Source organism: Rathayibacter sp. AY1B8, assembly GCF_002932775.1.
Classification (GTDB): domain Bacteria; phylum Actinomycetota; class Actinomycetes; order Actinomycetales; family Microbacteriaceae; genus Rathayibacter.
Genome location: NZ_PSWJ01000003.1, coordinates 1 through 26,494, shown reverse-complemented (window position 1 = coordinate 26,494; position 26,494 = coordinate 1). Strand labels below are relative to the sequence as shown.

The following is a 26,494-nucleotide window of genomic DNA, read 5'->3' as shown; positions in this document are numbered from 1 at the left end:
GTCGGCAGGTCCCGCTCAGCGCCCGCCGGCCCCGCTCGCGTCGTAGCGGAGCCGCACCAGCTCCGAGCCCGGCAGAACCGTCGCGTCGAGGAGGCGCAGCCCGTGCTGCGGCACCCCGGAGTAGAGCGGCGTGCCGCCGCCCGCGAGTCCGGCGCCGACGAGGACGATCAGCTCGTCCACCAGACCCTGCTCGAGGAGCGGATTCCAGGTGGTGCCGCTGCCGAACATCAGCAGGTCGCCCCCGTCGCCCTGCTTGAGCCGTCCGATCTCGGCCGGACCCTGCTCCCGCGGCACGATCCGCGTGGTGGCGGCCCACGGCGCCGCCGGATCGGGAGCCAGGGAGTCGCTGATCACCAGCGCGTCGAGCGACGTGACCAGCCGCGCGGTCTCGTGCTCCCGCTCGCCCGCCGTCCCGTCCGCGGCGACGGCGCTCCAGCTGTCCCAGTTGTCGCGGAACCAGCGGCCGCCGTAGACGAGCGTCCCCGCGCGGCGCAGCAGCTCGAGGTTGTGGTGGTTGAACGCGTCCTCGAACGGCAGCGCCGAGAGGTCGTGCCCGGGCCCCTCGAAGCGGCCGTCGAGCGAGGTGAGGACGGAGACGACGAGCCTGCTCATGCGGGGGATGCTACTCAGGCGGCGGTGCCGGGTGAAGGGGTGCGGAGGGCCGCGACCCGGAGGAGCAGTGGCGGGAGCAACTCATCCGGCAGGAGTGTCCGAGAAGCGTCGGCAGCGGTATTCCCGACCACTTCTCGATACGCGGCTGGATAGTGTCGAGCCGGGAAAAGGCGTCTACGGGGAACAGGTGAGGGTGATGGTCGAGCGACCGGAGTTGGCCACGGCGAAGGAGAGAGTCGCACAAGCTGCCGGCGATCTGAGCAAGCGTGCGCGGAGCGCTACGACGCAGGTGATGGAGCAGGCCGGCGATCTCCGCGAAGCAGCCGCCGAGAAGTTCGGCCCGCGGAGCCTCCAGTCGTACGAGGAGGTCACGGCCGAGTACAACCGCGCCTTCACGGCGATGAGCGACGACGGGCTCTCCCTCCTCCGGCAACGCGAGCGCTCCACCGACCTGATCGCTCTCGTCGAGCTCGTGGTGAACAGCATCGCCAACACGCCCAAGTCCTTCAGCAGGGACTTCGAGCAGATCGAGCTCGACAGAGCCCGGTTCCTGGACGCCGAGGAGATCGCCCGCGCTGATCTTGTCGCTGCACGGAAGTCCGCGGCGGGAGCGGGCGCCGGTGTCACCGCCGGAGCGGCGATCGCGAGCGTCGCGCCGACCGCCGCCATGTGGGTCGCCACCACGTTCGGCACCGCGTCGACCGGGACCGCGATCTCGACCCTGTCCGGTGCCGCTGCGAGCCAGGCCGCCCTGGCATGGCTCGGCGGCGGAGCCGTCGCTGCCGGTGGCGGAGGGACCGTCGCGGGAGGAGCGCTGCTCGCGCTGGCCGGCCCGGTCGGCTGGAGCCTCGCAGGCGCCGCCGTCCTCACCTCGGTCGTCCTGTTCACGAAGAAGAAGTTCGAGAATCGCGAGACGAAGCACGAGATGCTCACCGCCGTGATGCGGAACATCGCGCAGGTGCAGGCGATGGACGCGCAGATCGACGACCTCCTCCAGCGCACCGCCTCTACCCGAGAGCTGCTTCTGAAGGTCTACGGCGAGGCGCTGCCGTTCTTCGGGGCGGACTTCGCGACCCTGGCTCCCTCCCAGCAGTCGCAGCTCGGCGCGCTCGTGAACGTCGCGAAAGCGAGTGCGGCACTGCTGAGCGCCCGTGTGGAGCAGGCCGCCGACGATGCCTGATCTCGCCGACGTCGCCAGAAGCACTCACGAGCAGGCCGTCGCCGCCTGGGTGGGCTACCTGAACCAGGTGCGCGTCGATCGCCTCATGGGCGCCCTGAGCAGGCAGGACCAGAACCTCTCGATGGCTCTCGACCATCTGGATACGGCCCTCCTGCACATAGGCGACGTGGTCTCGTCGAACCGCGGTGGAGTGAAGGGCGCGCACGGATTCATCGCCGAGGTCGCCGAGGTCGGCATCGGCAACGCCCGTGCCGCTGTGCTCGGGGAGACCGGCGGCAACGCCTGGGTGAACGACAACGGCCCCGTCGATCTGATGCGGAACGGCCTGCTGATCCAGCAGAAGTTCTCCGCCGCCGGCGGGCGGTTCGGCCTCGGCGCGATCACGGAGCACCTCGAGAGGTACCCGGACTTCGTGAGGAACGGCGGCAGGTACCAGATCCCGAGCGACCACTTCGAGGTCATCCAGAAGCTGCACGCGATGTCCGCCGAGGATGCGGCGAAGGTCCTCTCTCGCAGCGGGGACGGCCCGTCCCTCCGCGACTGGAACCGGGTGAAGACGTTTTTCTCGAGCGAGACGATCGACATCGCGGCACTCGAGCCCTCCCGGCTGGAGTACCGCGACGTGCAGCTCGGTGCGTACACCGACACGTTCGCGGCGGAGGAGGGAAGGATCACGGCGACCGACGAGGCCGCCCGCACGGCTGCCGTTCGGGAGAACCGGGCGACGGTGCGCCAGGGCGCTCAGGTCACCGTCGTCGCCGCCGGGATCGAGGGTGGGACCGCGTTCGTCTCCGCGGTCCTCGCCAAGCGCCGCGAAGGCACGAAGCTCAAGGAGTTCTCGGCCGACGACTGGAAGGACATCGCGAACGCCTCCGGTCTCGGCGCGGTGAAGGGCGGTGTCCGCGGTCTCACGATCTACTCACTCACCAATCTCACTGCGACGTCGGCCGCCACGGCGAACACGGTCACGACCGCCGCGCTGGGGATCGCGGGCCAGGCGAGCAGGCTGCGAGCGGGCGACATCTCCGAGATCGAGTTCATCGAGAACTCCGAGATCCTCTGCCTCCAGGCCGGCATCAGCGCGCTGTCCTCGGTCGTCGGGCAGGTGCTCATCCCGGTCCCCGTCCTCGGCGCCGTCATCGGCAACACCGTCGGCTCCGTCATGTTCAGCGTCGCGTCGTCCTCGCTCTCCGCCCGGGAAGAAGCGCTCATCGCCGGATATCTCGAGGATCAGCGCTCACTCGATCAACAGCTGGCCGCCGACTACGCCGATCTCCTGGCGAAGCTCGAGACGAGCATGCTGCACTTCATCGACATCCTCGACCGGGCGTTCTCTCCCGACATCGAGGTCGCGCTTCTCGGGGCGATCGACCTCGCGGCCCGAGTCGGGGTGCCCTCGGAGGAGATCCTGGACACCGACGAGAAGGTGAACGCGTACTTCCTCGACTAGGTGCCTGCGGGGCGGGGCCGAACGTCGTTCGTTGGGGGGCGTTGTGCCGACCTGGTTCCACGGGTTCCGGATGGTGCTGCCGGTACGCCCGCCCCGCACCCGTCCTCACATCGCCGCCCCCAGCGCGTCCCGCAGCGTCGCCCGCGCCCGCGCGTGCCGGCTCCGCACGGTCGCGGCGCGGAGGGACAGGATCTCGGCCGCCTCGGCAAGGGAGAAGCCGTCCCAGTAGACGAGGGTGATGATCTCCTGGTCGACGGGCTTCAGCTGCGCGATCGCGGCGCGGACGTCCTCCGCCGCGTCGTCGGCGGGTGCGGGCGGAGTGATGCGGAGCTCCTCCGCCAGCCGCTCGACGAGCGCGCTCCTCCGGGTCGCGGTGCGGCGCTGGCCCGAGAGCACCCGCCGCGCGACGCCGAACGCCCACATCCGCGCGCGCGTCTCGTCCTCGGGGATCGACCGCTCCTTCCGCCAGAGGATCAGGAGGGTGTCGCTGAGAAGGTCCGCGGCGTCCTCGGGGCTCGCCGTCCGCCGCGCGAAGTAGCGGAGCAGGTCCGGCGCCTCCCGCTCGACCAGGGCCGTGATCTCGGCCTCCCGGTCGCGCGCGGGGGAGCGGACGACGCTGCGCGCCATGGACGGCGCCGCCTCGCCGGCGCTCATCACAGCTCTCCCGTGCAGTCGGTGCTGCCGCCCAGGCCGCCGTCGCCCTCGACGATCACGCCCTCGGGGATCGTGTCGAGGATGTGGTCGTCCGCGGCGGTGATCCAGGCCCGCCAGCGGATCGTCTCCTCCGAGAGGCCGGGGCCGTCGCTGTTCATGTCCGAGGCCAGCCAGGCGGGATCGGTCGTGTAGGCGAGCGCGTCGTCGTGGATCCGCTGGCCGACGCCGCTCCAGTCCTGCGCGCGGAGGTAGTCGGTCGCGGAGGTGGTGACCTCGCGGTAGTCGATCTCGCCGTTGAAGTAGTCGATCGAGCACGACACCGCTGAGCCGGAGTCGGTGGTGTAGGTGATCGGGATCGTGAAGTCGGGGACCGAGCGGACGTCGGTGCCGGCGCTGGTCGCCAGCACGAGACCCGGGACGAGGAGGACGGGAGCCGCCAGCCACCACGCCCTCGACCGCGCGGGACGGCGGGGCGCGCGTTCGCGGGTCTCGGCGATCACGCTGTGCAGGGCGGTGCGGACGCCGGGCGCCCGGTCGTCGGTCGCGGGGTCGCTGCGGGAGAGCAGGTCGTCGAGTGTGCGTCGCGTCATCGGGTCCATCCTTCGTCGGTCGGGCGTCTACCGAGTACGTGGCCGGGTGGGGCCCGAGCGTTGCACGGGACCTGACGGGAGGAGTGAGCCGAGCCGGTCGCGCGCGCTCACTTCTTAGAACTCCTTCGCGAGGACCCGTCAAAAGGCGCCATATTCGGCTTCACCCCGGTCCTTTTCTCATCGGTTATGGCCCCGACAAGGGGGGCTCACTTCTCTATGGCGAGAGGGAGGCCGACCTATACGTTCATCTTCGGAAGCCCGCGCGGAATGCGTGCTCCCCTCCGGAGTCTGGGGCCTCCGCACTCGCTGCGACATCCGTGTCGTTCGTCGTGTCGACGTTTCGCTCATCTCCACGACCGACTACACGACTGAGAAGCAGAACCATGGCTTTCACGACCCGGCGGCGCCGTCCCTCACGGCACCGTGCGCCGTCGCGCCTCGGAATGCGGGCCGTCGTCGTCGCGACGATCGGCGCTCTCCTCGTCGGCTCGTGGGGGCTCGGCGACGTCTCCGCCTCGTCTCCCGCTCAGGCCGCGAACCAGGCGGATCCGGTCGCCGGCGACGCCCCCGCTCCTCTCCCGACGCCCGTCGCACCGACACCGCCGGCAGCCCCCGAGGCCGATCCGGCACCCGCCCCCTCCGCATCTGCCACCTCGGCACCCACTCCGTCAGCGTCCGCCCCGTCGGCACCCGCCGAGGCCGCGGAGTCGCCGAGTGCGACGGCGGAGGAGCCCGCTCAGGACGAGCCCGATCCCGCAGCACCCCGCGGCGCCGCAGAGACGGAGCAGCCCGTCGAGCCGGCGCCCGCCGGATCGGCGCCCGCTCCCACGGCGGCCTCGGACGACGATCAGGAGTCGGACCGCGGACCACCCGCGACGGCACGAGCAGCGGGAGGCTTCTCCACACTCGCCGCCGGCGTCGCCGAGGCCCCGCGACAGGTGTGGACGGAGACCTTCGAGCAGGGTCTGACGACCGCACCGAGCGCGCTCACCGCCTACGCGAACGGCCGCTACACGGCAGCCACCGGCTGGTCGACCGCCACGAACTGCACCGGCGTCCTGGTCAACTACACGGCGCCCTACCCCAACTCCGTCTTCTGCCCGACCCGGCCCCTCCTCACCGTCGGCACGGGATCGTCGGCCGCGCGCGAGACCCGCCGCATGGCGGACGTCCTCGGCCAGGTGGCGGCCGGAGTGCAGGGGTCCACCTCCAGCACCGCACCGGCCAACGGCTCGAACACCGGCACGCAGGCGAACCACGCCCTGGTCGAGTACCCGTACGCCGCCGTCACCGGCGGCACGACCGTCGCCCAGAGCGCCGCGGGGATCGGCGTCTCCGCGCCCGCCGCCCGCTACTACGCCGTCGGCATGAACGCCGCCGGCGGGCAGTGCGGGACGAACAACGCGTCCCTCTCCCTCAACCTGGTCTCGGGCGGGTCCACCGTCCTCACCGGATTCGCGGCACCGGTCGTGCCCTGCGCCGCGACCGGCAGCGTGTTCTACACGTCCCCGACCCTCCCGCTGGTCGGCGGGCTCGGCGCGCTCGTGGATCCCGCGCTCCCCGCCTCCGCCCGCGCCGTCGCCTACACCGGCACGAGCACCGCGCTCCTCACTCCGGCGCAGATCGCCGCGGCCCAGGTGCAGCTCGTGAACACGGTCACCGGCACGGGAAGCGCCTTCGCCGTCGACGACCTCCGCGTGCTGGACGTCACCCCCGCTCTCGATGCGGCCTTCACGCAGGCCGTGCCGACCGCGACGGTGCCGACCACGCTGACCTACACGGTCACCAACACCAGCGACCTCCTCGCGAAGGCGGACTGGCGCTTCTCGACCGCTCTCCCGGCCGGCCTCGTCGTGGCCCCGACGGCGGCTGTCGGCGGGTCCTGCACCGACGTCACCGGAACGGCGTTCGCCGTGACCGCGGCCGCCGGATCCTCCTCCGTCTCGACGCTCGGCGGCGATCTCGCCGCGGGTGCGACCTCGTGCACGATCTCGGTGGACGTGGTGGCCGCCGCCGCCGGGACGTACAGCACCGGGACCACGACTCCCACCGGCCTCATCGCCTCCGCCCCCACCTCGGTGACGATCCAGGCCGCGACGACCCTCACCGTCCGGAAGAACCTGCCGGTGCGCAGCGCCACGGGCGACCAGTTCACGCTCTCGGTGCGCAGCGGCACGACCGTCCTCGCGTCGGCGACCACCACGGGCACCGCCACCGGGATCCAGGCCGCGCAGATCAGCCGCCTTACCGTGCAGTCCGGAGCGACGTACACGATCGCCGAGGCGCAGACCGCGGGCGCGGGCCTGGGGTACTCCAACAGCTACGAGTGCTCGCGCGGCGGCACGGTCATCGCCTCCGGAGCATCCGCCGCCGGGTCGATCACGATCCCCAGCGAGGCGGGAGCGGAGGTGCTCTGCACCTTCACGAACACCGTGCAGACGCCGCGCCTGTTCTGCGACACCGGCCGCTTCTACTCCCTCACGGCGGCCGGCGCCCTGCAGCAGGCCGACATCGTCACGGGATCCCTGACCTCGATCGGCAGCTGGTCGGGGACCGCCGAGGCCAACGCGCTCGGCGTCGGCGCGAACGGCGCCTTCGCCTACGCGCTGGACCGCTCGTCCGACGCGACGGACGTCGACGCCGTCCTCAAGTGGACGCCGGAGGCGGGCTTCCAGAGGATCGCGAACAGCGCGTACACGACCGTGGCCGGCGGAGCGCAGGTGACCGGCAGCATCGTCGCCGGCGCGGTCGACCTCCGGACGGGCCGGTACCTGTTCGGCAGCTTCGCGAGCGGCCAGTTCTACATCTGGAGCTTCACCGAGGCCAACCCCGTCGCCACCCGGTTCGCCCTCGTCGGCTCCTTCCCCACCTCCGGAACCCCCAACGGCAACGGCGACATGGCGTTCGACGCTCGCGGCAACCTCTACGTCGTCGGCGCGGGCTCGGTCAACAACGCCAGCAGCGCCGCGATCTTCACCGTGCCGGCCGACGCCCTGGCCGCGGCGACCGGCGGCACCCTCCCGGTGAACACCTCGATCGCGAAGGCCGTGACGGGGACCGACGCCGCCTTCGCCAACATCAACGGCATCGCCTTCTCGCCGCGCGGAACCGTCTACCTCGCCAACGGCGACGTCGCCGCCGCGAACGGTGTCCCCGCCATCCCCGGCAGCGCCTACGAGTTCGACGCCACCACCTGGACCCGCGTCAGCGGCACGCCGCGCGTGAGCGTCAACGCCGTCGACCTCTCCGGCTGCTCCTCGCCGGCCACGATCACCGTGCAGAAGAGCGTCGTCGGGCGCCTGGCCGCGGCGGACCAGTTCCAGCTCACGGCCTCCGCCGGCTCGCCGGTGACGCCGTTCGCCACGGCCACCACCACCGGCGCCACGACCGGTCGCCAGACCGCGCAGATCGGCCCCTTCCCGACGCCCATCAACAGCACCGTCACGGTCTCGGAGGCGATGGCGGCCGGCTCCGCCTCCCCGATCACCGCCTACACGAGCATCTACGAGTGCTACGCGGACGGCGTACGGGTGAGCACGGGCTCGAACCCGACCGGGACGGTCACCCTCCCGAACCGGCTCGGCGTCAACGTCACCTGCACCTTCTTCAACTCCCCGCGCCCGGCCTCCACCGTGCGGATCACCAAGACGATCCGGGACGCCTCCGGGACCACCCGCCCCGGCACGGACTGGACCGTCGGCACGACGGCGACGGCCACCGCCGGCACCGTCGCCCTGCTGCCGGAGCAGTCGCCCCGCCAGCAGACGGACGCGGCGGGTCAGGCCGCCTGGACCGTCCTGTTCGGCACGGAGGCGTCGCGGGCGACGCTCACCGTCTCGGAGGTGCAGCAGACGGGCTTCGCGTTCGTCAGCGGCGCCTGCACGGTCAACGGCGCCGCCCGGGCCACGACCTTCTCGCAGTCCGGGACCGTCATCAGCGCGAGCCTCACCGGCATCGCCTCCGCGGCGGTCGTCGAGTGCTCGATCGTGAACCGGCCCACCGCCTCCCTCACGCTCGTGAAGACGGTGAGCTCCGGCAGCGCGCTGCCCAGCGACTGGACCCTCAGCGCCACTGGTCCCGCCGGAGCCCTGCCCGGGCCGAACGGCCGCGCGGGCTCCTCGAGCGTGTCGGCGATCCCCGTCACCCCGGGTGCCGCCTACCGGCTCGCCGAGACGGGCGGCTCCGCCACCTACGTGCAGACCGGACCCTGGCAGTGCCGCACCGACACCGGCGCCGCCCTCACCGTGAGCGCGGCCGGAGACGTGACCCCGACCAACGGAGCCGCCGTCACCTGCACCGTGGACAACGCCAGCGCGACCATCACGCTGGTCAAGCAGGTCCTGCGCCCCCAGACCGGCTTCCGGGCACCCGACTGGCGCGTCACCGCGACGCCCGCCGCACTGGCCGGGGCGACGCTCCCGACCGAGACCCGGGCCGGCGCGGAGTACGTGGCCACGGGCAACCCCGCGAGCACCTTCGAGGTGCGACCGGGCCACGGCTACACGCTGTCGGAGGCGGCGACGGACCCGACCCGTCGCCTCGCCTACCAGGAGCTGCGTCTCGAGCGCCTGACCGGGACGACGTGGTCCCCGGTGGCCTCGCGGACCATCACGGCCCCCACGGCCGGGCAGACAGCGGTCTACCGCTTCGTCAACGCCCCCGTGGACCCCACACGCCTGCCACTGACCGGTGGCGCCAGCACCGACGCGTTTCTCCTGGGCGGGGGGTCGGTGCTCACTTTCGCACTCGGCCTCCTCCTCTGGGAGCGGCGCCGAAGGCTGCGAGGCCCTTCCCGGTGACGCCCCGACCGAGAGCCCCGGCGCTCTCCCGCAGACCCTTTCCCGCACACCCTCGACTCCACGACACCAGCACTCACGACCTCAGTAGGAGAGATCACATGTCCCGCACACTCACCAGGCGGCTCGCCGCCGCAGCCGGCGTCCTCGCGCTGAGCGCTGCGGCGGTGTTCACCGCCGTCGCGCCGGCGTCAGCGGTTACGCTGCCCGGCAACATCGACCCGACCATCAGCCGCACCCTCACCGTGCACAAGCTCGCGCTGGGCTCCAACAACGGCCAGGCGATCGGCACCGGCCAGGAGATCACGGTCCCCGGGGACGCGCTGCCCGGCGCCGTGTTCACCGCCGCGCGCGTCCAGGGCGTCGACCTCACCACGCCCGACGGCTGGAACCAGGTCGCGAACCTGACCCCGGGCTCCGCCGCGACCCGCGTCACCGCCGCCGACACCTTCACCGCCACCAGCGGCACGGACGGCGAGGCCGTGTTCAACAACGGCGCGAGCATGCCGCTCGGCCTCTACCTCGTGACCGAGACCCAGCTCCCCGCCGGAGCGACCAACGGCGCGGCGCCGTTCCTCGTGACCCTGCCGTTCCCGACGGGCCCGACCGGTGCGCCGGCGAACCAGTGGATCTACGACGTCCACGTCTACCCCAAGAACGCGGTCACGGAGCTCACCAAGACGCGCGTCCCCGCGGCGGCGAACTCGGTCGAGGCGCGCAACCCCGACCTCATCCGCTGGGCCATCGCCTCGGACGTGCCGGTGCTCGCCGCCGGTGACACGCTGGAGACGTTCTCCCTCACCGACACGCTGCCCGCCGAGCTGACCTACCTGCCGACCGGCCCGGCCGGCGTCGCGCCCACCGGCATCACGGTGACCAGCGCCGCGGGCACCGCGCCCGCACCTGCGTTCATCGCGAACACCGACTACACGCTCGGCTACGACGCCGCGACCCGGAACGTCACGCTGAACTTCCTGCAGCCCGGCCTCACGAAGCTCCAGGGTCTGCAGGGCGGCGACGTCACGCTCACGGTGCTCACCCGCGCCAACGCCATCCCGGCCAGCGGCATCATCATCAACTCGGCGACGAGCGTCGTGAACGGGGCCACGGAGACGGTCACCGGCAGCACCCCGATCGGTCAGCTGACCGTGTTCGCCTACCAGAACAACGGCGCCAACCGCGTGCCGCTCGCCGGCGCGGTCTACCAGGTGTTCCTCACCGAGAACGACGCCAACCTCGGCCAGAACCCGGTCTTCATCAACGGAAACCAGAACTGGACCACCGGAGCGAACGGCATCGTCGAGATCCCGATCATCACGCCGGGCAACTACTACGTCCGCGAGCTCACCCCGCCCGCCGGATTCCGTCTGCCCACCCCGGCCCAGGTGCTGACCCAGGTCGTCGCCGGACCGAGCTCGGCCACCGCGCCGGTCCAGAACTACGTCGAGTTCCTCCACACCCAGGTGCCGGCGTTCGCCCTGCCCCTCACCGGTGGCGGCGCGCAGTGGTTCACCCTCGGTGGAGGCGCGCTCCTCGCCCTCGCGCTCGGTTCGGGCCTGATCGCCTCGCGCCGCCGCACCGCGCTGGCTGCTCAGACCGCGGAGTAACGTCACACCATGACGAAGTCGAATGCGGGGCACCCGTCGGGTGCCCCGCATTCCTCTGTCTCCAGCCCATTTCCTCCGCGGAGGCGGATCCACCGCCGGCCGCGGTGGCGGCTCCCGATCGCCCCGCTGGTCATCGCGCTCATCAGCCTCTCGGGAGTGGCGCTGCTGCTGTACCCCGTCGCCGCGAGCTGGCTCAGCGCCGTCGAGCAGGCGCGCGAGATCGACTCCCTCGCGCAGGACATCACCGACCTCGGCGCCGAGACCCTCCGGCAGAACCTCGTCGAGGCCCGCGCCTACAACCAGAGCCTGAGCGGTGGCGGCGCGGCCGTCGCCGCGAACGAGCGCCTCCCTCTCGCCGACGACGAGCAGGTCGCCGACCGGGAGCGCTACTCCTCCCTCCTGCGCGGCGACGCCGAGGGACTGATGGCCCGGATCAGGATCCCCGCCATCGACGTGGACCTGCCGATCTTCCACGGCACCAGCGACGCCGTCCTCGAGCGGGGCGTCGGCCACCTCGAGGGCACCGCCCTGCCGGTCGGCGGCCCCTCCACCCACTCGGTGCTCACCGGCCACCGCGGCCTCGCCTCGGCCGAGCTCTTCACCCACCTCGACCGCGTCGACGTCGGCGACACCTTCACCATCGAGGTCTACGGCGAGGTGGTCACCTACCGCGTGCGCGAGACGCTCGTCGTCGAGCCGGAGGACACGCAGAGCCTCCTCGTGCAGCCCGGCCAGGACCTCCTGACCCTCGTCACCTGCACCCCGCTCGGGATCAACACCCACCGCATCCTCGTCACCGGCGAACGGGTGATCCCGACGCCGCAGTCGGACGTGGACGCGGCGGGGGAGTCGCCCGACGTCGCCGGGTTCCCGTGGTGGGCGGTCGCGGCCGGAGGCGCCGTGGTAGCCGCCGGAGTGTACGTGTGGTGGGCGGGGCGGCCGGCGCGCGGCGCGTGGGTGCCGGTGGTGGTCGCCGGTGAGGAGCGCGACAGGGTTCCTGCGGATCTGTGAGGAGAGGGGGTGTGGATCTCCACCGTCCTGCTCCGGTCGCCTCAGCGCCGTGCTCTCCCCGGGATCGCGGCTGTGCCGGCCCGGTCAGGCGGGGCGCCACTCCTCGAGGAACCCCGCGACCGTCTTGGTCTCGAGGTCGAGCTCGACCTGCCCGAGGAGGTAGTGGGGATCGGTGAGGTCGGCCTTCACGCGGATGATCTCGGCTCCGGTGTCGAGGCGGAGGACGACGAGGTCGTAGGGCGCGAGGATCCCGCTGCCCAGCGCCATGTCGATGGTGAGGCGGAGCCGGCCGAAGCGCCGCAGCTGCAACTCGGCGCGGAGGTGCTCGGCGGCGACCTCGGGAGCGTCGGGAGAGGGGTCGGGCATGGGGGAGACGGTATCGAATGGGGCGGAGGGGACTCCTGGTAGGCGCTTCGATCCGGCCGCACTCCGCGTTCCTCGTCCCCGGGAGGCCGAGGGACGCGGTCGTGCCGACCACGGTCCCACCGCCGCGGATCGACGCGGAGCAGGAGCCGATCTCGAAGATCGTTCTTGACAGATAGCGTTTTCAGACGCATCCTGATATCGCTTTCAGACCGGGGCTCGAGTGCACGAAGGAGTGGATCGCTCGCCACCGTGTCGCTCGTCCGCTCTCCCGAGAGTCTGAGAGCCGGCCATCCCCTTCATCTGGCGACCAGCAGCACATCACCGCTGCCGAGGTCGCCCGCGATCACTTCAAGGAAGACGAGATCATGACTTTTCGAACCCGGTTCGTCGTCGCCGCGCTCGCGGCCTCGACCGCCCTTCTGCTCTCCGGTTGCGCTGCAGGCGGCGACCTCTCCTCCTCGTCGGGGGAGGAGGTGCCGTGGAACGATCCCACCGCATCCCTCGAGGGCGTCACGCTGACGTACGGCGGCGGAGCGGTCGCGGACGCGGGCCTCAAGCAGGTGCAGGACGCCTTCGCCGAGGCCACGGGCGTGACGTGGAAGCAGGTCGCGTACCCGGCTCCCTACGAGCAGAGCCTCCTCACCAAGGTCGCCGCCGGCGACATGCCCGATCTCGCCGCATGGCAGCCCACGGCCAGCTCCCTGAGCGCTCTGCAGGCCGAGCGGAACCTCCTTCCGCTCGACGACGCTCCGTGGCTGGACCGTCTCGACCCGTCGGTCCGAGACGTCAGCGGAATCCTCGACGACACGCGCTACGCGGCGCTCGTCAGCTCTCCGTCCGTCATGGGCGTCTACTACAACAAGCCCGCGTTCGAGAGCGCCGGCATCACCAGCGAGCCCAAGAACTGGGACGAGCTGATCGCCACGGCCGAGAAGATCAAGGCGAGCGGCGGCACTGCCTTCTACGAGGCGGGCGGAGCCCAGTGGCCGACGCAGTGGTGGGTGCAGGTGCAGCTGGCCGAGGCGGCGGAGAACGGGCTCTGGGAGGACATCAACACCAACAAGGAGCAGTTCACCGGACCGACGATCACCGACGCGATCACGAACTACAACGATCTCTTCGCGCAGGGACTGTTCAACTCCGACTACAAGACCGGCACGTTCGAGGACCAGGCCGCGGCGCTCCTCAGCGGTGACGCCGCCATGTCGGTCCAGGTGAACGCGTTGCTCCTGCAGATGCAGCAGACCTCCACCACGGAGGACATCGACGCGAACATCGGCTGGTTCCCCATCTCGAAGGACGGCTCGCTCGCCACGTCGATCCCCGACAACAAGAACGGTGTCGTCGCGTTCCGCACGGGAGACGCCGAGCGGGAGGCCGCGGCCAAGCAGTTCCTGAACTTCTGGCTCACGACCGACTACCCGGACTACCTGGCCGCGGTCAAGGGCGTCTCGATCCAGACGGACGTTCCGACTCCGGACGGAGTCCCGGAGGTCGCCTCGACGATCGCCGCCTCCCTCGGATCCTCCGTCGGCTCCATGCAGTCGCTGGCCATCGCGAACCCCGACCTGTACATCAACCTGGCCAACATGCTCCAGGGAACGGTCACGCCGGAGGACGTCGCGAGCACCACTCAGAAGCAGTTCGAGCAGTTCGCTAAGGCGCAGGGAGCCGAAGGCTTCTAGCCCGGTACCGGGGTCGGGCACGCCTGCCGCGCCCGACCCCACCCTCTTGATCGGAGACTCCCATGGCACTGCCCACCACGCTCGTACGGCCGCCCACGCGCGGCGAACCGCGACCGCCCGCACGCAGCGGAACGCGACGGTCCGCCGACAGGGCCGCGGCGAGGAACCACCCGCTCTGGTTCCTGATCCCGGCTTTCGCGATCCTCGCCGTCTTCTTCCTACTCCCGACGGTTCTCAACTTCTTCTACGCCTTCACAAACTGGTCCGCCTACAACGACAGCGTGGACTTCGTCGGCTTCGACAACTTCACCTCCCTCTTCGGCGATGACGAGGTGCTGCGCGCCGTCCGCGTCACTCTCGTCTGGGCGCTCCTCGTGGCGGTCTTCCAGAACTTCTTCGGCCTGGCACTCGCCCTCTTCTTCGAACGGGACACGCGGATCAACCGCATCGGCCGAGCCTTCTTCTTCATCCCCGTCCTGATCTCGCCCCTCGCGGTCGGCTACATCTTCCAGGCGTTCCTGCAGCCCTCGGGAGCTCTCAACGGGATCCTCAGCGCGATCGTGGGCCAGGAGGTGACCACGGCCTGGCTGGGGAGCACGACCTGGTCGATCGTCGTGGTCTCCCTCGTGCAGTCCTGGAAGTGGATGGGCCTCTCCATGCTGATCTTCCTCGCCGGCTTGAAGACGCTCCCGGAGGACGTGCTCGAGGCGGCCCGCATCGACGGTGCGTCGTGGTGGAGGACTCTCCGCAGCGTCCGCTTCCCGCTCCTCGCCCCCGCCATCACCTTCAACGTCGCCACCGCTCTGCTGGGTTCGATGAACGGCTTCGACACCGTCCAGGCGACCACCCGCGGCGGGCCGGCGCAGACGACCGAAGTGCTGAACATCTTCATCTACCGGACCTTCGGGCAGGGGCTCTACGCCCAGTCCACGACGATGAGCCTGGTCCTGTTCCTCCTCGTGGTGGTACTGGCCTTCCCCGTCATCGGTTTCCTTCGACGTCGGGAGCAGCAGCTGTGAGCACGAGAAGCATGACCGGAACCCGTCCGCCGCGGACCGGGTACACCGTCTCCCGCCGCGCCGGGTCGGTCATCCACAACGTCATCGCCGTCATCGGGACAGCGGTCGTCATCGGCATCCCGCTGTGGCTGCTGGTGATCACCTCCGGCAAGAGCACCGCGGACTCGGCGTCACCGGATCTCTCACTGCCCACAACGTGGCACTTCGTCGAGAACTACGCGCAGGCCATCACACAGGGCGGAGTCCTCGCCGCCATGGGAGGCAGCCTCCTCGTGACGATCCCCAGCGTGCTGCTGGTCCTCGGTCTCGGCTCCGCCGCCGCATGGGTCCTCGCCCGCCGGTCGTCCCGCCTCACGTCCGTCCTCTACTCCATCGGCATCAGCGGGATCATCCTCCCTCCCGCCGTCATCATGATCGTCCTCACACTGAAGAGCATCGGGCTGGACGGCACTCTCGTCGGCGCGATCGGCGTCTACGGCGGCAGCTTCATGGCCACGGCGATCTTCTTCATCACCGGCTTCGTGAGATCCATCCCTCTCGAGCTCGAAGAAGCGGCGCGCATCGACGGCGCCGGCCCGGTGGGAGTGTTCTTCCGCGTGATCCTGCCGCTCCTGCAGCCCGTCCTCGCCACTGCCGCGATCCTCGTGACGATCAGCGTCTGGAACGAGGTGTTCTACGCCTTCTTCATCCTCAGCGGAGGACCGATCAGCACCATGCCGCTCGGCCTGTTCAACGTCGCCTCGCAGTCGGAGTACGTCAGGAACTGGAACCTGATCTTCGCCTACATCGTGATCATGAGCATCCCGATGGTCGTCGCCTTCGTCATCGGCCAACGCCGCATCATCGCCGGAGTCACCTCCGGCGCTGTGAAGTAAGCCGCATCCCCCACTCGCCCCGTCTGCGGCCGACCCGCCGCTCCCAGGAGGATCCATGTCCGCACTGACCCCCACGCTCCCCGGCACCGACGCCGGCACCATCCGCATCGACGCCGGTGACGACGCACTCGACCTCGTCCTCGCTCAGGACGGGGACGAGCCGCTCCGAGTGCTGCGATTCGGGCCCCGAGGAGCGACCGGCGACCTGGCGACCGGCCGGCCGGCCTTGGAGGTGGTCACCAGCGACTCCGGGCGGGCTCCGTCGACACCCCGTCTCATCGGGGGGCAGGCCGGCCTCGGCCTCCGCTACCGCAGTCACCGGTCGGTCGCGTCGGTCGGAGTCGTCTCGACGATCGTCCTGCTCGGGGACGACGAGGCCGGTCTCGAAGCGGAGCTGCGCCTCGAGGTCGTGCAGGGAGCCGCGGCGGTCCGCTGCACGACGGTCGTGCGCAACACCGGAACCCAGCGCCGCGTCCTGCGGTCGGTGACGTCGATGGCGCTCCGGGTCGGTGTCGGATCCCACGCGGAGACCCGGCCGACCCGTCTCTCCCTCACCTCGGGCCGCAGCGACTGGGTCGGTGAATCGCGATGGTCCACCGCTCCGCTGGACACGTTCCTCGTCGACCTGCGCAAGGACGCGCACGGCGGAGGCGCTCGGAACGGCTACGCCGTCACCTCCACCGGGACCTGGTCGACGGCCGGCGCGCTGCCCGTCGGCGTGCTCGCGCTGTCGGACCCCGCCGAGGAGGCCGCCCTCGCCTGGCAGGTCGAGCACAACGGAGGCTGGCGCTGGGAAGTGGGGGAGGACCCTGACGGGACCTACGTGGCGTTGTCCGGCCCCACCGATCAGGACCACCAGTGGCTGCAGCCGCTCGAGCCCGGTGGATCCTTCACGACCGTCCCGGTCCTGCTCTCCGCCGGACGAGGCTTCGACAAGGCTCTCGCCGCCCTCACCGACGGTCGCCGAGCGCTGCGGCGTCCGCATCCCGATTCCGCCACCCGTCCCGTCGTCTTCAACGACTACATGAACACCCTGATGGGCGATCCGACGACCGAGCGCCTGCTGCCCCTCATCGACCAGGCCGCCGAAGCGGGCGCGGAGATCTTCTGCATCGACGCGGGCTGGTACGACGACTCCGGCGACTGGTGGTACAGCGTCGGCGACTGGCAGCCCTCCACCGTCCGGTTCCCGGACGGAGGGCTGACCGCCGTCCTGAACCGCATCCGGGAGCGGGACATGGTGCCGGGGCTGTGGCTCGAGCCGGAGGTCATCGGCGTCAGCAGCCCCGCCGCCGAGCGCCTTCCCGACGACGCCTTCCTCCAGAGGCTCGGTGAGCGCCTGGTGGAGCACGGCCGCTACACGCTCGACCTCCGCCATCCCGCCGCGATCGCCCACCTCGACGGCGTCATCGACCGTCTGGTCGGCGAGCTGGGTGTCGGCTACTTCAAGCTCGACTACAACATCGACGCGGGGGCCGGCACGGACGTGGGCGCGCCCTCCGTCGGCGCCGGGCTCCTCGAGCACAACAGGGCGCATCTGGCCTGGCTGGAGGCGGTCCTCGACCGGCACCCCGACCTCGTCCTGGAGAACTGCGCCTCCGGCGCCATGCGGATGGACGGGGCGATGCTCTCGCGTCTCCAGCTGCAGTCGACCAGCGACCAGCAGGACCCGATCGCCTACCCCCCGATCGCCGCCGCGGCTCCGCTCGCCATGGTCCCCGAGCAGGCGGCTAACTGGGCCTACCCTCAGCCCGACATGAGCGACGAGGCGATCGCGTTCACCCTCTGCACGGCGATGCTGGGACGGTTCTACCTGTCGGGGCGCCTCGACGGCATGAGTCCCGCCCAGCGGATGCTCGTGGCCGAAGGGGTCGCCGCGCACAAGCGGCTCCGGCCGGGGCTCGCCCGTGCGCACGCGGCCTGGCCGCTCGGCATCGATCTGTGGACCGCGCCCTGGGTCGCGCTCGCTCTCGGAGACGAGGACGAGACGCACCTCACTCTCTGGCGCCGCGAGGGGGATCGATCGATCGACGTGCCGCTGCCCGCCTTCCGCGGCGGGCCGCTCGTCGTCGAGACCGTCTTCCCGCGCCGCCTCACGCCGTGGGTCACCGAGTGGGACCAGGAGCGGGGGGTGCTCACCGTCTCGCTCCCCGGCGGGGACGACGAGCCCGCCGCGCGGACCTTCCGGATCGGGCGCTCGCCGTTCGTCGAGCACGTGGTCATCGACGCGTCGGCCACCACCGGTGAGGTGCACGGCGGCGCGACCGGGATGCTGTACGGGCTCGGGAGTCCCGACGCGCCCTCGTCCGCGCTGCTCTCCGGCATCCGCCCGCGCACCCTGGCGCAGAAGGCCCCCGGGGGGCTCCAGCACCCGGGAGGCGACGCCCTCGAGGTCGCGGACGACTTCTTCGCCGCCGGAGGCGAGGAGATGGTCGTCTACCTGCAGGACCTCCTCGAGCAGTGGCCGTACGAGGAGATCGGGGTCGACCGCTACGCGGAGCTGGTGCAGGACACCGTCCGCACGATCTCCCGTCGTGAGGACCGGGGACGATTCGTGTACGTGCCCTTCAACGAGGGGGACTGGATCTGGTACGCCGCATGGGACGCGGCCGGCCGGGACAGGTTCCTCGCCGATTGGACGACGCTGCACCGCGCCATCCGCGCCGTCGACCCCGACGCGCGGATCGTCGGGCCGAACGAGTCCCACTACTACCCGAACCGCGTCCGCGACCTCCTCGAGTACGGCAAGGCCAACGGCGTCCTCCCCGACATCATGGCGTGGCACGAACTGCAGCCCTCCTCGCTCGAGCTGCTGCCCCGTCATCTGGAGCACTACCGCGCTCTGGAGGAGGAGCTCTCGATCCCGCCGCTCCCCGTGAACATCGACGAGTACGCGAACCGGCGGGACACCTCGGTGCCCGGACGGCTCATCCAGTGGATCGACATCCTCGAGACCGGGAAGATCGACGGCGACCTCGCCTACTGGACGATGGCGGGGAACCTCGACGACCACGCGGTCGGACGTCATCAGGCGAACGGCGGCTGGTGGCTCCTGCACTGGTACGCCGCCCTGCGCGGCGAGACCGTGCGCTCCGAGACGGCCGCCTCGAGCGTCCGCGACTCCCTCCACTCCCTCGCGGCGCGGGAGGGGGACATCGTGACCGCGCTGATCGGCGGAGGCCGTCACCCCGTGGAGGTGGAGGTCCGCGGGCTCGCGGCCGGCGGGCACTGGCGGGTCGCCGTGGAGCGTGTCGAGTGGAGCGGGTACGAAGGTCCGCTCAGCAGCACCACGACCGTCGTCGACGAGCCCGTCGGCACGAGCGACGGCGTCCTCCGCTTCGGGATCGCGAACGACGACCCCCTGGCGGCGTACCGCGTGACGATCGCGCCGGACGACGGCGCTCCGTCGACTGCTGTCCCGGCCCCCGTCATGGTGCCCGCGGACGCCGCCACGGGCGAAGGCCTGACGTGGACTCGGCACGACGACGACATGCAGCAGTACGCGGGAACGGGGCGATCCGGCATCTCGGGGACTCCGGACGCCGGCAGCCGGGCCGAGTTCCCGGTCGTGGTGGAGCAGGAGGGCGAGCACGTCCTCGCGCTGCACTACGGAACGGACTCCGTCCCGGCGACGGCCGAGGTCCGGATCGACGGACGCGACGCCGTCCGGATCGAGCTGCCGGCGACTCTCGCCCGCGGATTCACCGGACGGGTCGAGACGCCCGTCACGCTCGACGCGGGGCCGCACGTCGTCGCCGTCCGGCCTCTCGACGGTGCCGATCTGGCGATCGACCGCATCGAGCTCCACACGCTCGTGCCGGTGCGGCACTATCCGGCGAGCAGGGCGCTGCGCGTGGGAGGCGAGGTGCGGCACGGAGCCGACGGCGCCAGGACCGCGGTGATCGTCGGACCCGGCGACAGCCTCTCCTTCCACGTCGGGGTGCCCGACCGTGCCCGGTACCGCCTGAGCCTGGACAGCGACGCCGGAGCGACCGTCGAGCTCGACGGCACCGTGCTGACCCGGCTGGACAGCGTGGTGCTGCCGGCCGGCATCAGCGAAATCCAGATCACCGCTGACAGGGCGACGGCGATCAGGGCGCTGACCGTCGAGCCGTCGAGCCGGGGGACGTCCGAGATCCCGGTGTCCGACGAGCGGTGGCGGCTGACGGGCGGGGCTCGGCTGAGCAGCGATGCGGCCGTCCCCGTCATCGACGGTCTCGGATCGGCGGACGGGCGGCCCGCCGGAGCGGCGGAGCTCGTCGCGCCCTCCGCCGGGCGCTACCTGCTCTCGTTGCGGTACAGCAACGCCGACCGGAGGACAGGACACCTCTACAACACCGACGTCATCGACCGTCACCTCCAGGTCCGAGCCGGGGACGGACCGGCGGTCCCGGTGACGTTCCCCTTCACGCACGACTGGGCGAACTTCGCGACGGTGTCCGTCACGATCGACGTCCCCCGGGGCGCCGACGTCCTCCACCTGACCTCGACCACGGGGGCGGGCCCGCTCCTGGCCGGAGCCGCCCTCGATAGGGTCGAGGAGGGAGGTCCGGTCTCGTGAAGCAGCTGTCCGTCGGCGATGACGTCCCGGCCGCGAGCGACCGCGCGGCGACGATCTCGGACGTCGCCGAGTACGCCCGGGTGTCGGTGCCCACCGTGTCGCGGGTGCTCACCGGAGCGGCTCGCGTCAGCCCGGAGCTGACCCGGCGGGTGACCGACGCGATCCAGGCTCTCGACTACCGGCCGAGCGCGACCGCCCGGGCACTGGTGCGCGGCGGCGCCACCACGATCGCCGTCCTCAGCTCCGACACCACCATCTACGGGTACTCGTCCACGATCCGCGGCATCGAGCAGGCCGCGAGGACGGCCGGATACTCGGTGACCATCGCCGTCATCGACGACGAGGGGTCGAGCTCGGCCCGCGCCGCCATCGATGCGGCTCTCAGGCTGCCGCTCGCGGGAGTCATCGTGCTCAAGTTCGATCCCGCGGGCGTCGCCGCACTCCCGCACCTCCCGGAGCACCTTCCCGTGGTCGTCGCCTCGGGCGAGCTGGACGGCCTCCATCCGCAAGCCGCGCTGGACGAGGTCGCCGGAGGGCGGGCGATCACGGAGCACCTCCTGCAGCTCGGCCATCGCACCGTGCACCACGTGACGGTGCCGCCCTCCCGGTCGGGGACCGAGGACGGCAGGACGACCGGGTGGCGCGACGCGCTGCGGGAGTCGGGCGCCGTCGTGCCGGCCGTCGTCGCCGGCACCTGGGAAGCCGCGTCCGGCGTCGCGATCGGTGCCGAGCTCGCGCAGGCCCCCGACATCACGGCGATCTTCTGCGGCAACGACGAGCTCGCGATGGGGGTCATTGCCGGCCTCACGGACTCCGGCCGCACAGTGCCGGGCGATGTCAGCGTGGTGGGTTTCGACGACCACCCGCTCTCGTCGATCTGGCGCCCGTCGATCACGACGGTGTCGCAGGACTTCGACGACCTCGGACAGCGCGCCTTCTCGCTGCTCGAGCAACGCATCGCGGGCGACAGGACGCCGACCCTGTCGATGACGATCCCGCCGACAGTGCTCCGGGGCAGCTCGGGGCCACCGCCGCAGAGCCGTCACGCGGAGGGGGTGCGGGGGGCGTAGGAGCTGGTCTGCTTCGGCGGTGACGTGGGGGTCCTCGGTCAGTCCCGCAGGCCGACCGTCACCGCCCGGCTCTCCGGCGCCTCGATCAGGTTCTTCGCCACTGCGGCGGAGAGGTAGGACGTCGCGTCGTGCCGGCGCAGAGTGACGACCGAGGCGACGGCTCGCACCGCCAGGACGATCGGAGCGAAGCTCGGCCCAGAGGTCAACCAGTCTCCGACCGCGACGCCGACCTCGGTCATCGGGATCAGCAGAGTCATCGGATCGAGTCGCCCGCCGCCCTCGCCCTTCAGAGGGCCGGACGATCGATGCAGCTCCGTGACGCGCGCCTTGTAGGTGAGGAGCGCGTCCTCGAGCTCCCGGCTGTCCTCCGCCTCGGCGACGGCGTGCCGCACGTCCCGGAGACCGTCGATGTACCGGGCGAGCAGCTTCTCCTTGCTCTGACGGAAGGCCACGATGTCGTCGAAGGTCGCCTCCGGGTGCGGCTCGGGGATGTCGTAGAGCGTGAGGGCGAGAGCCCGTTGGTCGGTGGCGTCGTCGATCGCGAACAGCGCCTGCCGGGCCGTCGCGGTCGTGGCCACGCCGTACTGCCAGCCCTTCGCCTGGCAGAGGCGTCGGCCGCAGATCGCGAGGAGCGCGGGGACCAGGTTCTCCCTGGTCGCGCGGAACTGAGAGCCGTCGTGAGAAGCGGGCCGGAGGTAGTCGTTTGCAAGGAGCCAGTGCTCCAGTTCGTAGGGGAGCTTGCGGGCGAACAGCCGGTCGGACTGCTTCCAGTCGTCGGTCGTGAAGGTGTACCGCTCTGCGGCGCGGATGCACTCGCGGACGGCGCGTTCTCGAGCGCGCTCGTCGAGATCGTCGAGATGGGCGGGAATCCACCAGCCTCGCTCCTTCATCTCGGCCATGGCTTCGGTGGGTGGGAACCCGCGCGGAGCGATCGTCGAGAACCGCTCGCTCAGCAGCAGGGCCTTCTTCATCTCGGCCTCGGGCGGAACGATGAGCGGTGACAGCAGGAGGGTGTCGTCGACCGTGGGGCACCCTGCGCGTCTACTCGCAGGACGGCGCGCTCGTGAGCGAGACGTCGCCCTCCGGAGCCGTCTCCGTGCAGCTGCCCGCGCAGGGCTTCGCGGTGCTGGTGGGCTGAGGGCGGCCCTGCTGGTCGAGTAGCCGCTACTCGATCGGCAGGGGGCGGTGAGTCGGAAGTCGCGGTACTCGCGGTCGAGTACCGCGACTTCTGCGTTCTCGCGGGGGCGAGGGCGGCGGGGAGGCGCGCGGCTGGGCGCGGACCATCAATTCGATGAGAGCGCTCTCTCGAAAACGCTTGACCTCTCCGCGGGGGCGTGCGTAAGCTCGCCGCACACCTCGTGAGAGCGCTCTCACATACGCGGAACAGCACGCGTGAGAGCGCTCGCAGGGGTGCCCCACCACCATCACGAAGGAGTGACCGTGCCCTATTCACGACGCACCAGGATCGCCGCGGCGATCGCCGGCGCCTCGGCCCTCGCCCTGATCGTCACCGGATGCTCGTCGGGATCCGACGCCTCCGAGGGCGGCGAGATCGAGCTGACCGTCACCACGTTCAACGCCATGGGCTTCGACGAGCTCTACGGCGAGTACGAGGACGCCAACCCGGGGATCACCATCGTCCCGAACAACATCGACACCGGCGGCAACGCGCGGACCGACGCGTTCACCAAGCTCGCCGCCGGCTCCGGACTCGCCGACGTCGTCGCCATCGAGGAGGGCTGGCTCGGCTCCGTCATGGAGGTCTCGGACCAGTTCGTCGACCTGCGCGACCACGGCATCGAGGACCGCAAGGCCGACTGGGTCGACTGGAAGTACGAGCAGGCGACCGACCCCGAGGGACGCGTCATCGGCTACGGCACCGACATCGGACCCGAGGGCCTCTGCTACAACACGGCCGCCTTCGAGGCCGCCGGCATGCCCACCGACCGCGCCGCCGTCGCCGAGATGCTCGGCGGACCGGACGCGACCTGGGACGACTACTTCGCCGCCGGCCAGAAGTACCACGACGCCACCGGCAAGGCGTGGTTCGACCACTCCGGATTCGTCTGGAACGCCATGGTCAACCAGCTGCCCGAGGGGTACTACACCTCCGACGGCGAGCTGAACGTCGAGGGCAACCCGGAGCTCGAGGAGCGCTGGGGTCAGCTGACCGACGCCACCGCCTCCGGCCTCTCGGCCGCGCAGAAGGCGTGGGACTGGAACAAGGGCAAGTCGTTCACCGACCAGACCTTCGCCACCTTCGTCTGCCCGGGCTGGATGTTCGGCACGCTGAAGAGCAACGTCGAGGCCGGCGGCGGGAACGCCGAGGCCACCGGCTGGGACTTCGCCGACGTCTTCCCCGGCGGCCCCGCCAACTGGGGCGGCTCGTTCCTCTCCGTCCCGACCCAGTCGAAGCACCCCGCCGAGGCCGCCGCGCTGGCGTCGTGGCTCAGCGAGCCGGAGCAGCAGCTGAAGGCGTTCGAGGCGGCCGGACCGTTCCCGAGCACCCTCGACGCGCAGAAGGAGCTCGCCTCCGCGGCCGCTCCCGACCCCGGCATGAACGACTCCCCGACCGGCGCGATCCTCGCGCAGCGCGCCGAGGGCGTCGTCGCCCAGTACAAGGGCCCGGACGACTCGCTGATCCAGGAGAACGTCTTCGGACCGGTCCTGCAGAAGGTCGACCGCGGCGAGATCGACGGCAAGGAGGGCTGGAACGAGGCGCTCCAGCTCCTCGACGAGCTCGTCGACTGATCCGGTCGGGCCGACGCCCGGGGGCTGACCCCTCCGGGACGAGGCCCCACCATCACGGGAGGTCCGGCCGCCACCGGACCTCCCGGTCCCCGTGCGGCCGGGCCGCCCGCATCCCGGGCCACCTCGCCGCCGGGAGAAACGCTTCCGCCCGCCGGCCGAGGCCTCTCCGGCCCCGCTGCCCGCGACTCCTCCCGGCCGGCCCCGCCGCACGAGAGACTCCGGCCCCGCCGCATCCCCTCCGACTCCGACTCGACCTCGAAGAGAGCGCCATGACGAGCACACTCACCCCGCCGACCACGGCGACGCCCCCCGCGGGGAAGCGGCGCCCGGCGCCCCGACTCCCGCTGACCTTCCGCCAGCGCGCGAGCCGCTTCGACGTGAAGGCCTCGCCCTACCTCTACATCTCGCCGTTCTTCCTGCTCTTCGCGCTCACCGGAGCGTTCCCGCTGGTCTACACGCTCGTCGTGTCGCTCTACGACTGGCAGCTGCTCCAGGGCCAGGGCGACTTCGTCGGGTTCGCGAACTTCGCGGCCGTGCTCGGCGACCGCTTCTTCTGGAACTCGATCGTCAACACGCTGAGCATCTTCCTGCTCTCCACGATCCCGCAGCTCGCCGTCGCGCTGCTGCTCGCAGCCGCCCTCGACCAGGCGCTGCGAGCCAGCACCTTCTGGCGGATGAGCGTCCTGCTGCCGTACATCGTCTCGCCGGTCGCGGTCGCGCTGATCTTCTCGAGCGTCTTCAGCGACCAGGAGGGCCTGATCAACAATCTGATCGGCCTGGTGGGCATCAGCCCGATCGAGTGGACCAACGACCGCCTCGCCAGCCACGTCGCGATCGCGACGATGGTCAACTGGCGCTGGACCGGCTACAACGCCCTCATCCTCCTCGCCGCCATGCAGGCCGTGCCGCGCGAGCTGCACGAGTCGGCCGCGATCGACGGGGCGAACGCGTTCCGCCGCTTCCGCTCGATCACGATCCCCAGCATCCGGCCGACCCTGATCTTCGTGATCATCACCGCCACCATCGGCGGCCTGCAGATCTTCGCGGAGCCGCGCCTGTTCGACGTGTCGAACGCGGGCGGCATCGGCGGCTCGGACCGGCAGTTCCAGACCACCGTCCTCTACCTCTGGGAGATGGCGTTCTTCCGCCAGAACTTCGGCGAGGCGGCCGCGATCGCGTGGCTGCTGTTCCTCCTGATCGTGCTGATCGGCCTGCTGAACTTCGCGATCTCGCGGCGGATCGCCTCCGTCGAGAACCGGATCTCGCAGCGCTCGAAGCGGCGCTCCGCCCGCCCCGCGACCGCCGACGAGATCGCCGCCGCGGACCCCCTGCTCACCACCACCGGCCTCGGCCAGAACGAGAGCGAGCGATGACCGCCCCCGCCACCTCCGCCGCCTTCCCGGTGCGCCGCGTCCGCGCCTCCCGCGCCGGCCGCGTCGACCGGCCCGGCTTCCTCACGTACGGGCTGCTGAGCGCCTTCATCCTCGGCTCGACCTATCCGCTGTGGTGGTCGTTCGTCGTGGCGAGCGGCTCGAACGCGACCCGCAGCGAGACCCTGCCGCTCGTCCCGGGCGGCAACTTCCTCGCCAACGCCTCGCAGGTGCTGACGGCGATCCCGTTCTGGACGGCGCTGCTGAACAGCGTCATCGTCTCGGGGATCATCACGCTCTCGGTCGTGTCGTTCTCGACGCTCGCCGGCTACGCCTTCGCGAAGCTGCGGTTCCGCGGGCGCGACGGCCTGATGATCGGAGTGGTCGCGACCATGGCGATCCCGACGCAGCTCGGCATCATCCCGCTGTTCATCCTGATGCGACAGCTCGGCTGGACCGGCTCGCTCGGCGCCGTGATCGTGCCGACGCTGGTCACCGCGTTCGGCGTGTTCTTCATGCGGCAGTACCTGGTCGACGTGATCCCGGACGAGCTGATCGAGGCGGCGCGCGTGGACGGAGCGAACCAGTTCCGGACGTTCCTCACCGTCGCCGTCCCGGCGGCGCGACCGGCGATGGCGATCCTCGGGCTCTTCACGTTCATGATGGCCTGGACCGACTTCCTCTGGCCGCTGATCGTCCTCAGCCCGACGAACCCGACCCTGCAGACGGCGCTCGCGCAGCTGCAGTCGGGCTACTACGTCGACTACTCGATCGTGCTGGCCGGCGCTGTGCTCTCGGTGATTCCGCTGCTGGTGCTGTTCCTGCTCGCCGGACGCCAGCTCATCGCGGGCATCATGAGCGGAGCGGTGAAGGGCTGACGCCCGGAGACTCCCGCGG

The 26,494-nt window shown here is 71.0% G+C and carries 19 protein-coding genes; 14 read left to right on the top strand and 5 right to left on the bottom strand.

What is annotated here, in order from left to right:
- Positions 1-15 precede the first annotated feature (15 nt).
- A complete protein-coding gene (locus C5C63_RS03315; RefSeq protein ID WP_104325489.1) occupies positions 16-612 on the bottom strand; it encodes a dihydrofolate reductase family protein in 597 nt (198 codons plus the stop codon).
- 292 nt (positions 613-904) lie between these two features.
- On the opposite strand from C5C63_RS03315, the gene C5C63_RS03310 reads away from it, so the two are divergent.
- Complete coding sequence (locus C5C63_RS03310) at positions 905-1,792, top strand: hypothetical protein (protein WP_219812565.1); 888 nt, start codon at positions 905-907, stop codon at positions 1,790-1,792.
- The gene (locus C5C63_RS03305) at positions 1,785-3,242 is read left to right on the top strand and encodes a hypothetical protein (RefSeq protein ID WP_104295104.1); all 1,458 of its coding nucleotides are present in this window, start codon (positions 1,785-1,787) and stop codon (positions 3,240-3,242) included. Before C5C63_RS03310 ends, C5C63_RS03305 begins: the two co-directional genes overlap by 8 nt.
- A 105-nt stretch (positions 3,243-3,347) precedes the next feature.
- Here the strand turns inward: C5C63_RS03305 and C5C63_RS03300 are convergent, their stop codons facing one another.
- Complete coding sequence (locus C5C63_RS03300; protein WP_208543336.1) at positions 3,348-3,896, bottom strand: RNA polymerase sigma factor; 549 nt, start codon at positions 3,894-3,896, stop codon at positions 3,348-3,350.
- Positions 3,896-4,486: a hypothetical protein gene (locus tag C5C63_RS03295; protein WP_104295105.1), complete on the bottom strand. Its 591-nt coding sequence runs from the start codon at positions 4,484-4,486 to the stop codon at positions 3,896-3,898. The genes C5C63_RS03300 and C5C63_RS03295 overlap by 1 nt, the downstream gene beginning before the upstream one ends.
- 383 nt (positions 4,487-4,869) lie before the next feature.
- Between C5C63_RS03295 and C5C63_RS16880 the strand changes: the two genes are divergently transcribed.
- The 3 genes from C5C63_RS16880 to C5C63_RS03280 all read left to right on the top strand — a co-directional run bounded on the left by C5C63_RS16880 (position 4,870) and on the right by C5C63_RS03280 (position 11,900).
- On the top strand, positions 4,870-9,285 hold the full coding sequence (locus tag C5C63_RS16880; RefSeq protein ID WP_181110546.1) for a hypothetical protein: 4,416 nt from the start codon (positions 4,870-4,872) through the stop codon (positions 9,283-9,285).
- Between the two features lie 98 nt (positions 9,286-9,383).
- Positions 9,384-10,889 carry a SpaH/EbpB family LPXTG-anchored major pilin gene (locus C5C63_RS03285; RefSeq protein ID WP_104325487.1) on the top strand — a complete coding sequence of 502 codons (1,506 nt, stop codon included), beginning with the start codon at positions 9,384-9,386 and terminating at the stop codon, positions 10,887-10,889.
- A 9-nt stretch (positions 10,890-10,898) separates the two neighbouring features.
- Positions 10,899-11,900, top strand: coding sequence for a class C sortase (locus C5C63_RS03280; RefSeq protein ID WP_104325486.1), 1,002 nt, complete (start codon positions 10,899-10,901; stop codon positions 11,898-11,900).
- Positions 11,901-11,984: 84 nt separating this feature from the next.
- Here the strand turns inward: C5C63_RS03280 and C5C63_RS03275 are convergent, their stop codons facing one another.
- Entirely contained in the window at positions 11,985-12,266 is a 282-nt protein-coding gene (locus C5C63_RS03275) for a hypothetical protein (protein ID WP_104325485.1), read from the bottom strand.
- Between the two features lie 365 nt (positions 12,267-12,631).
- On the opposite strand from C5C63_RS03275, the gene C5C63_RS03270 reads away from it, so the two are divergent.
- The 5 genes from C5C63_RS03270 to C5C63_RS03250 all read left to right on the top strand — a co-directional run bounded on the left by C5C63_RS03270 (position 12,632) and on the right by C5C63_RS03250 (position 21,476).
- Positions 12,632-13,951, top strand: coding sequence for an ABC transporter substrate-binding protein (locus C5C63_RS03270; protein WP_104304890.1), 1,320 nt, complete (start codon positions 12,632-12,634; stop codon positions 13,949-13,951).
- A gap of 62 nt (positions 13,952-14,013) precedes the next feature.
- Entirely contained in the window at positions 14,014-14,970 is a 957-nt protein-coding gene (locus C5C63_RS03265) for a carbohydrate ABC transporter permease (protein ID WP_181072738.1), read from the top strand.
- Between the two features lie 11 nt (positions 14,971-14,981).
- Complete coding sequence (locus C5C63_RS03260) at positions 14,982-15,845, top strand: carbohydrate ABC transporter permease (RefSeq protein WP_104325484.1); 864 nt, start codon at positions 14,982-14,984, stop codon at positions 15,843-15,845.
- A 55-nt stretch (positions 15,846-15,900) separates the two neighbouring features.
- Positions 15,901-20,406: an alpha-galactosidase gene (locus C5C63_RS17220; protein WP_219812567.1), complete on the top strand. Its 4,506-nt coding sequence runs from the start codon at positions 15,901-15,903 to the stop codon at positions 20,404-20,406.
- Complete coding sequence (locus C5C63_RS03250) at positions 20,403-21,476, top strand: LacI family DNA-binding transcriptional regulator (RefSeq protein WP_104295110.1); 1,074 nt, start codon at positions 20,403-20,405, stop codon at positions 21,474-21,476. The genes C5C63_RS17220 and C5C63_RS03250 overlap by 4 nt, the downstream gene beginning before the upstream one ends.
- Before the next feature lie 38 nt (positions 21,477-21,514).
- On the opposite strand, the gene C5C63_RS03245 is transcribed toward C5C63_RS03250, so the two are convergent.
- Positions 21,515-22,447: a hypothetical protein gene (locus tag C5C63_RS03245; protein ID WP_104295111.1), complete on the bottom strand. Its 933-nt coding sequence runs from the start codon at positions 22,445-22,447 to the stop codon at positions 21,515-21,517.
- Positions 22,448-22,473: 26 nt separating this feature from the next.
- Here C5C63_RS03245 and C5C63_RS16875 point away from each other — a divergent pair, with 26 nt between their 5' ends.
- The 4 genes from C5C63_RS16875 (at position 22,474) to C5C63_RS03230 (ending at position 26,475) form a co-directional block, all read left to right on the top strand.
- Positions 22,474-22,614 carry a hypothetical protein gene (locus C5C63_RS16875; RefSeq protein ID WP_181072740.1) on the top strand — a complete coding sequence of 47 codons (141 nt, stop codon included), beginning with the start codon at positions 22,474-22,476 and terminating at the stop codon, positions 22,612-22,614.
- 302 nt (positions 22,615-22,916) lie between these two features.
- A complete protein-coding gene (locus C5C63_RS03240) occupies positions 22,917-24,227 on the top strand; it encodes an ABC transporter substrate-binding protein (protein ID WP_104232944.1) in 1,311 nt (436 codons plus the stop codon).
- A 269-nt stretch (positions 24,228-24,496) separates the two neighbouring features.
- Positions 24,497-25,600 carry a carbohydrate ABC transporter permease gene (locus C5C63_RS03235; RefSeq protein WP_104247219.1) on the top strand — a complete coding sequence of 368 codons (1,104 nt, stop codon included), beginning with the start codon at positions 24,497-24,499 and terminating at the stop codon, positions 25,598-25,600.
- On the top strand, positions 25,597-26,475 hold the full coding sequence (locus tag C5C63_RS03230) for a carbohydrate ABC transporter permease (RefSeq protein WP_104223961.1): 879 nt from the start codon (positions 25,597-25,599) through the stop codon (positions 26,473-26,475). The genes C5C63_RS03235 and C5C63_RS03230 overlap by 4 nt, the downstream gene beginning before the upstream one ends.
- The last annotated feature ends 19 nt before the right edge of the window (positions 26,476-26,494 follow it).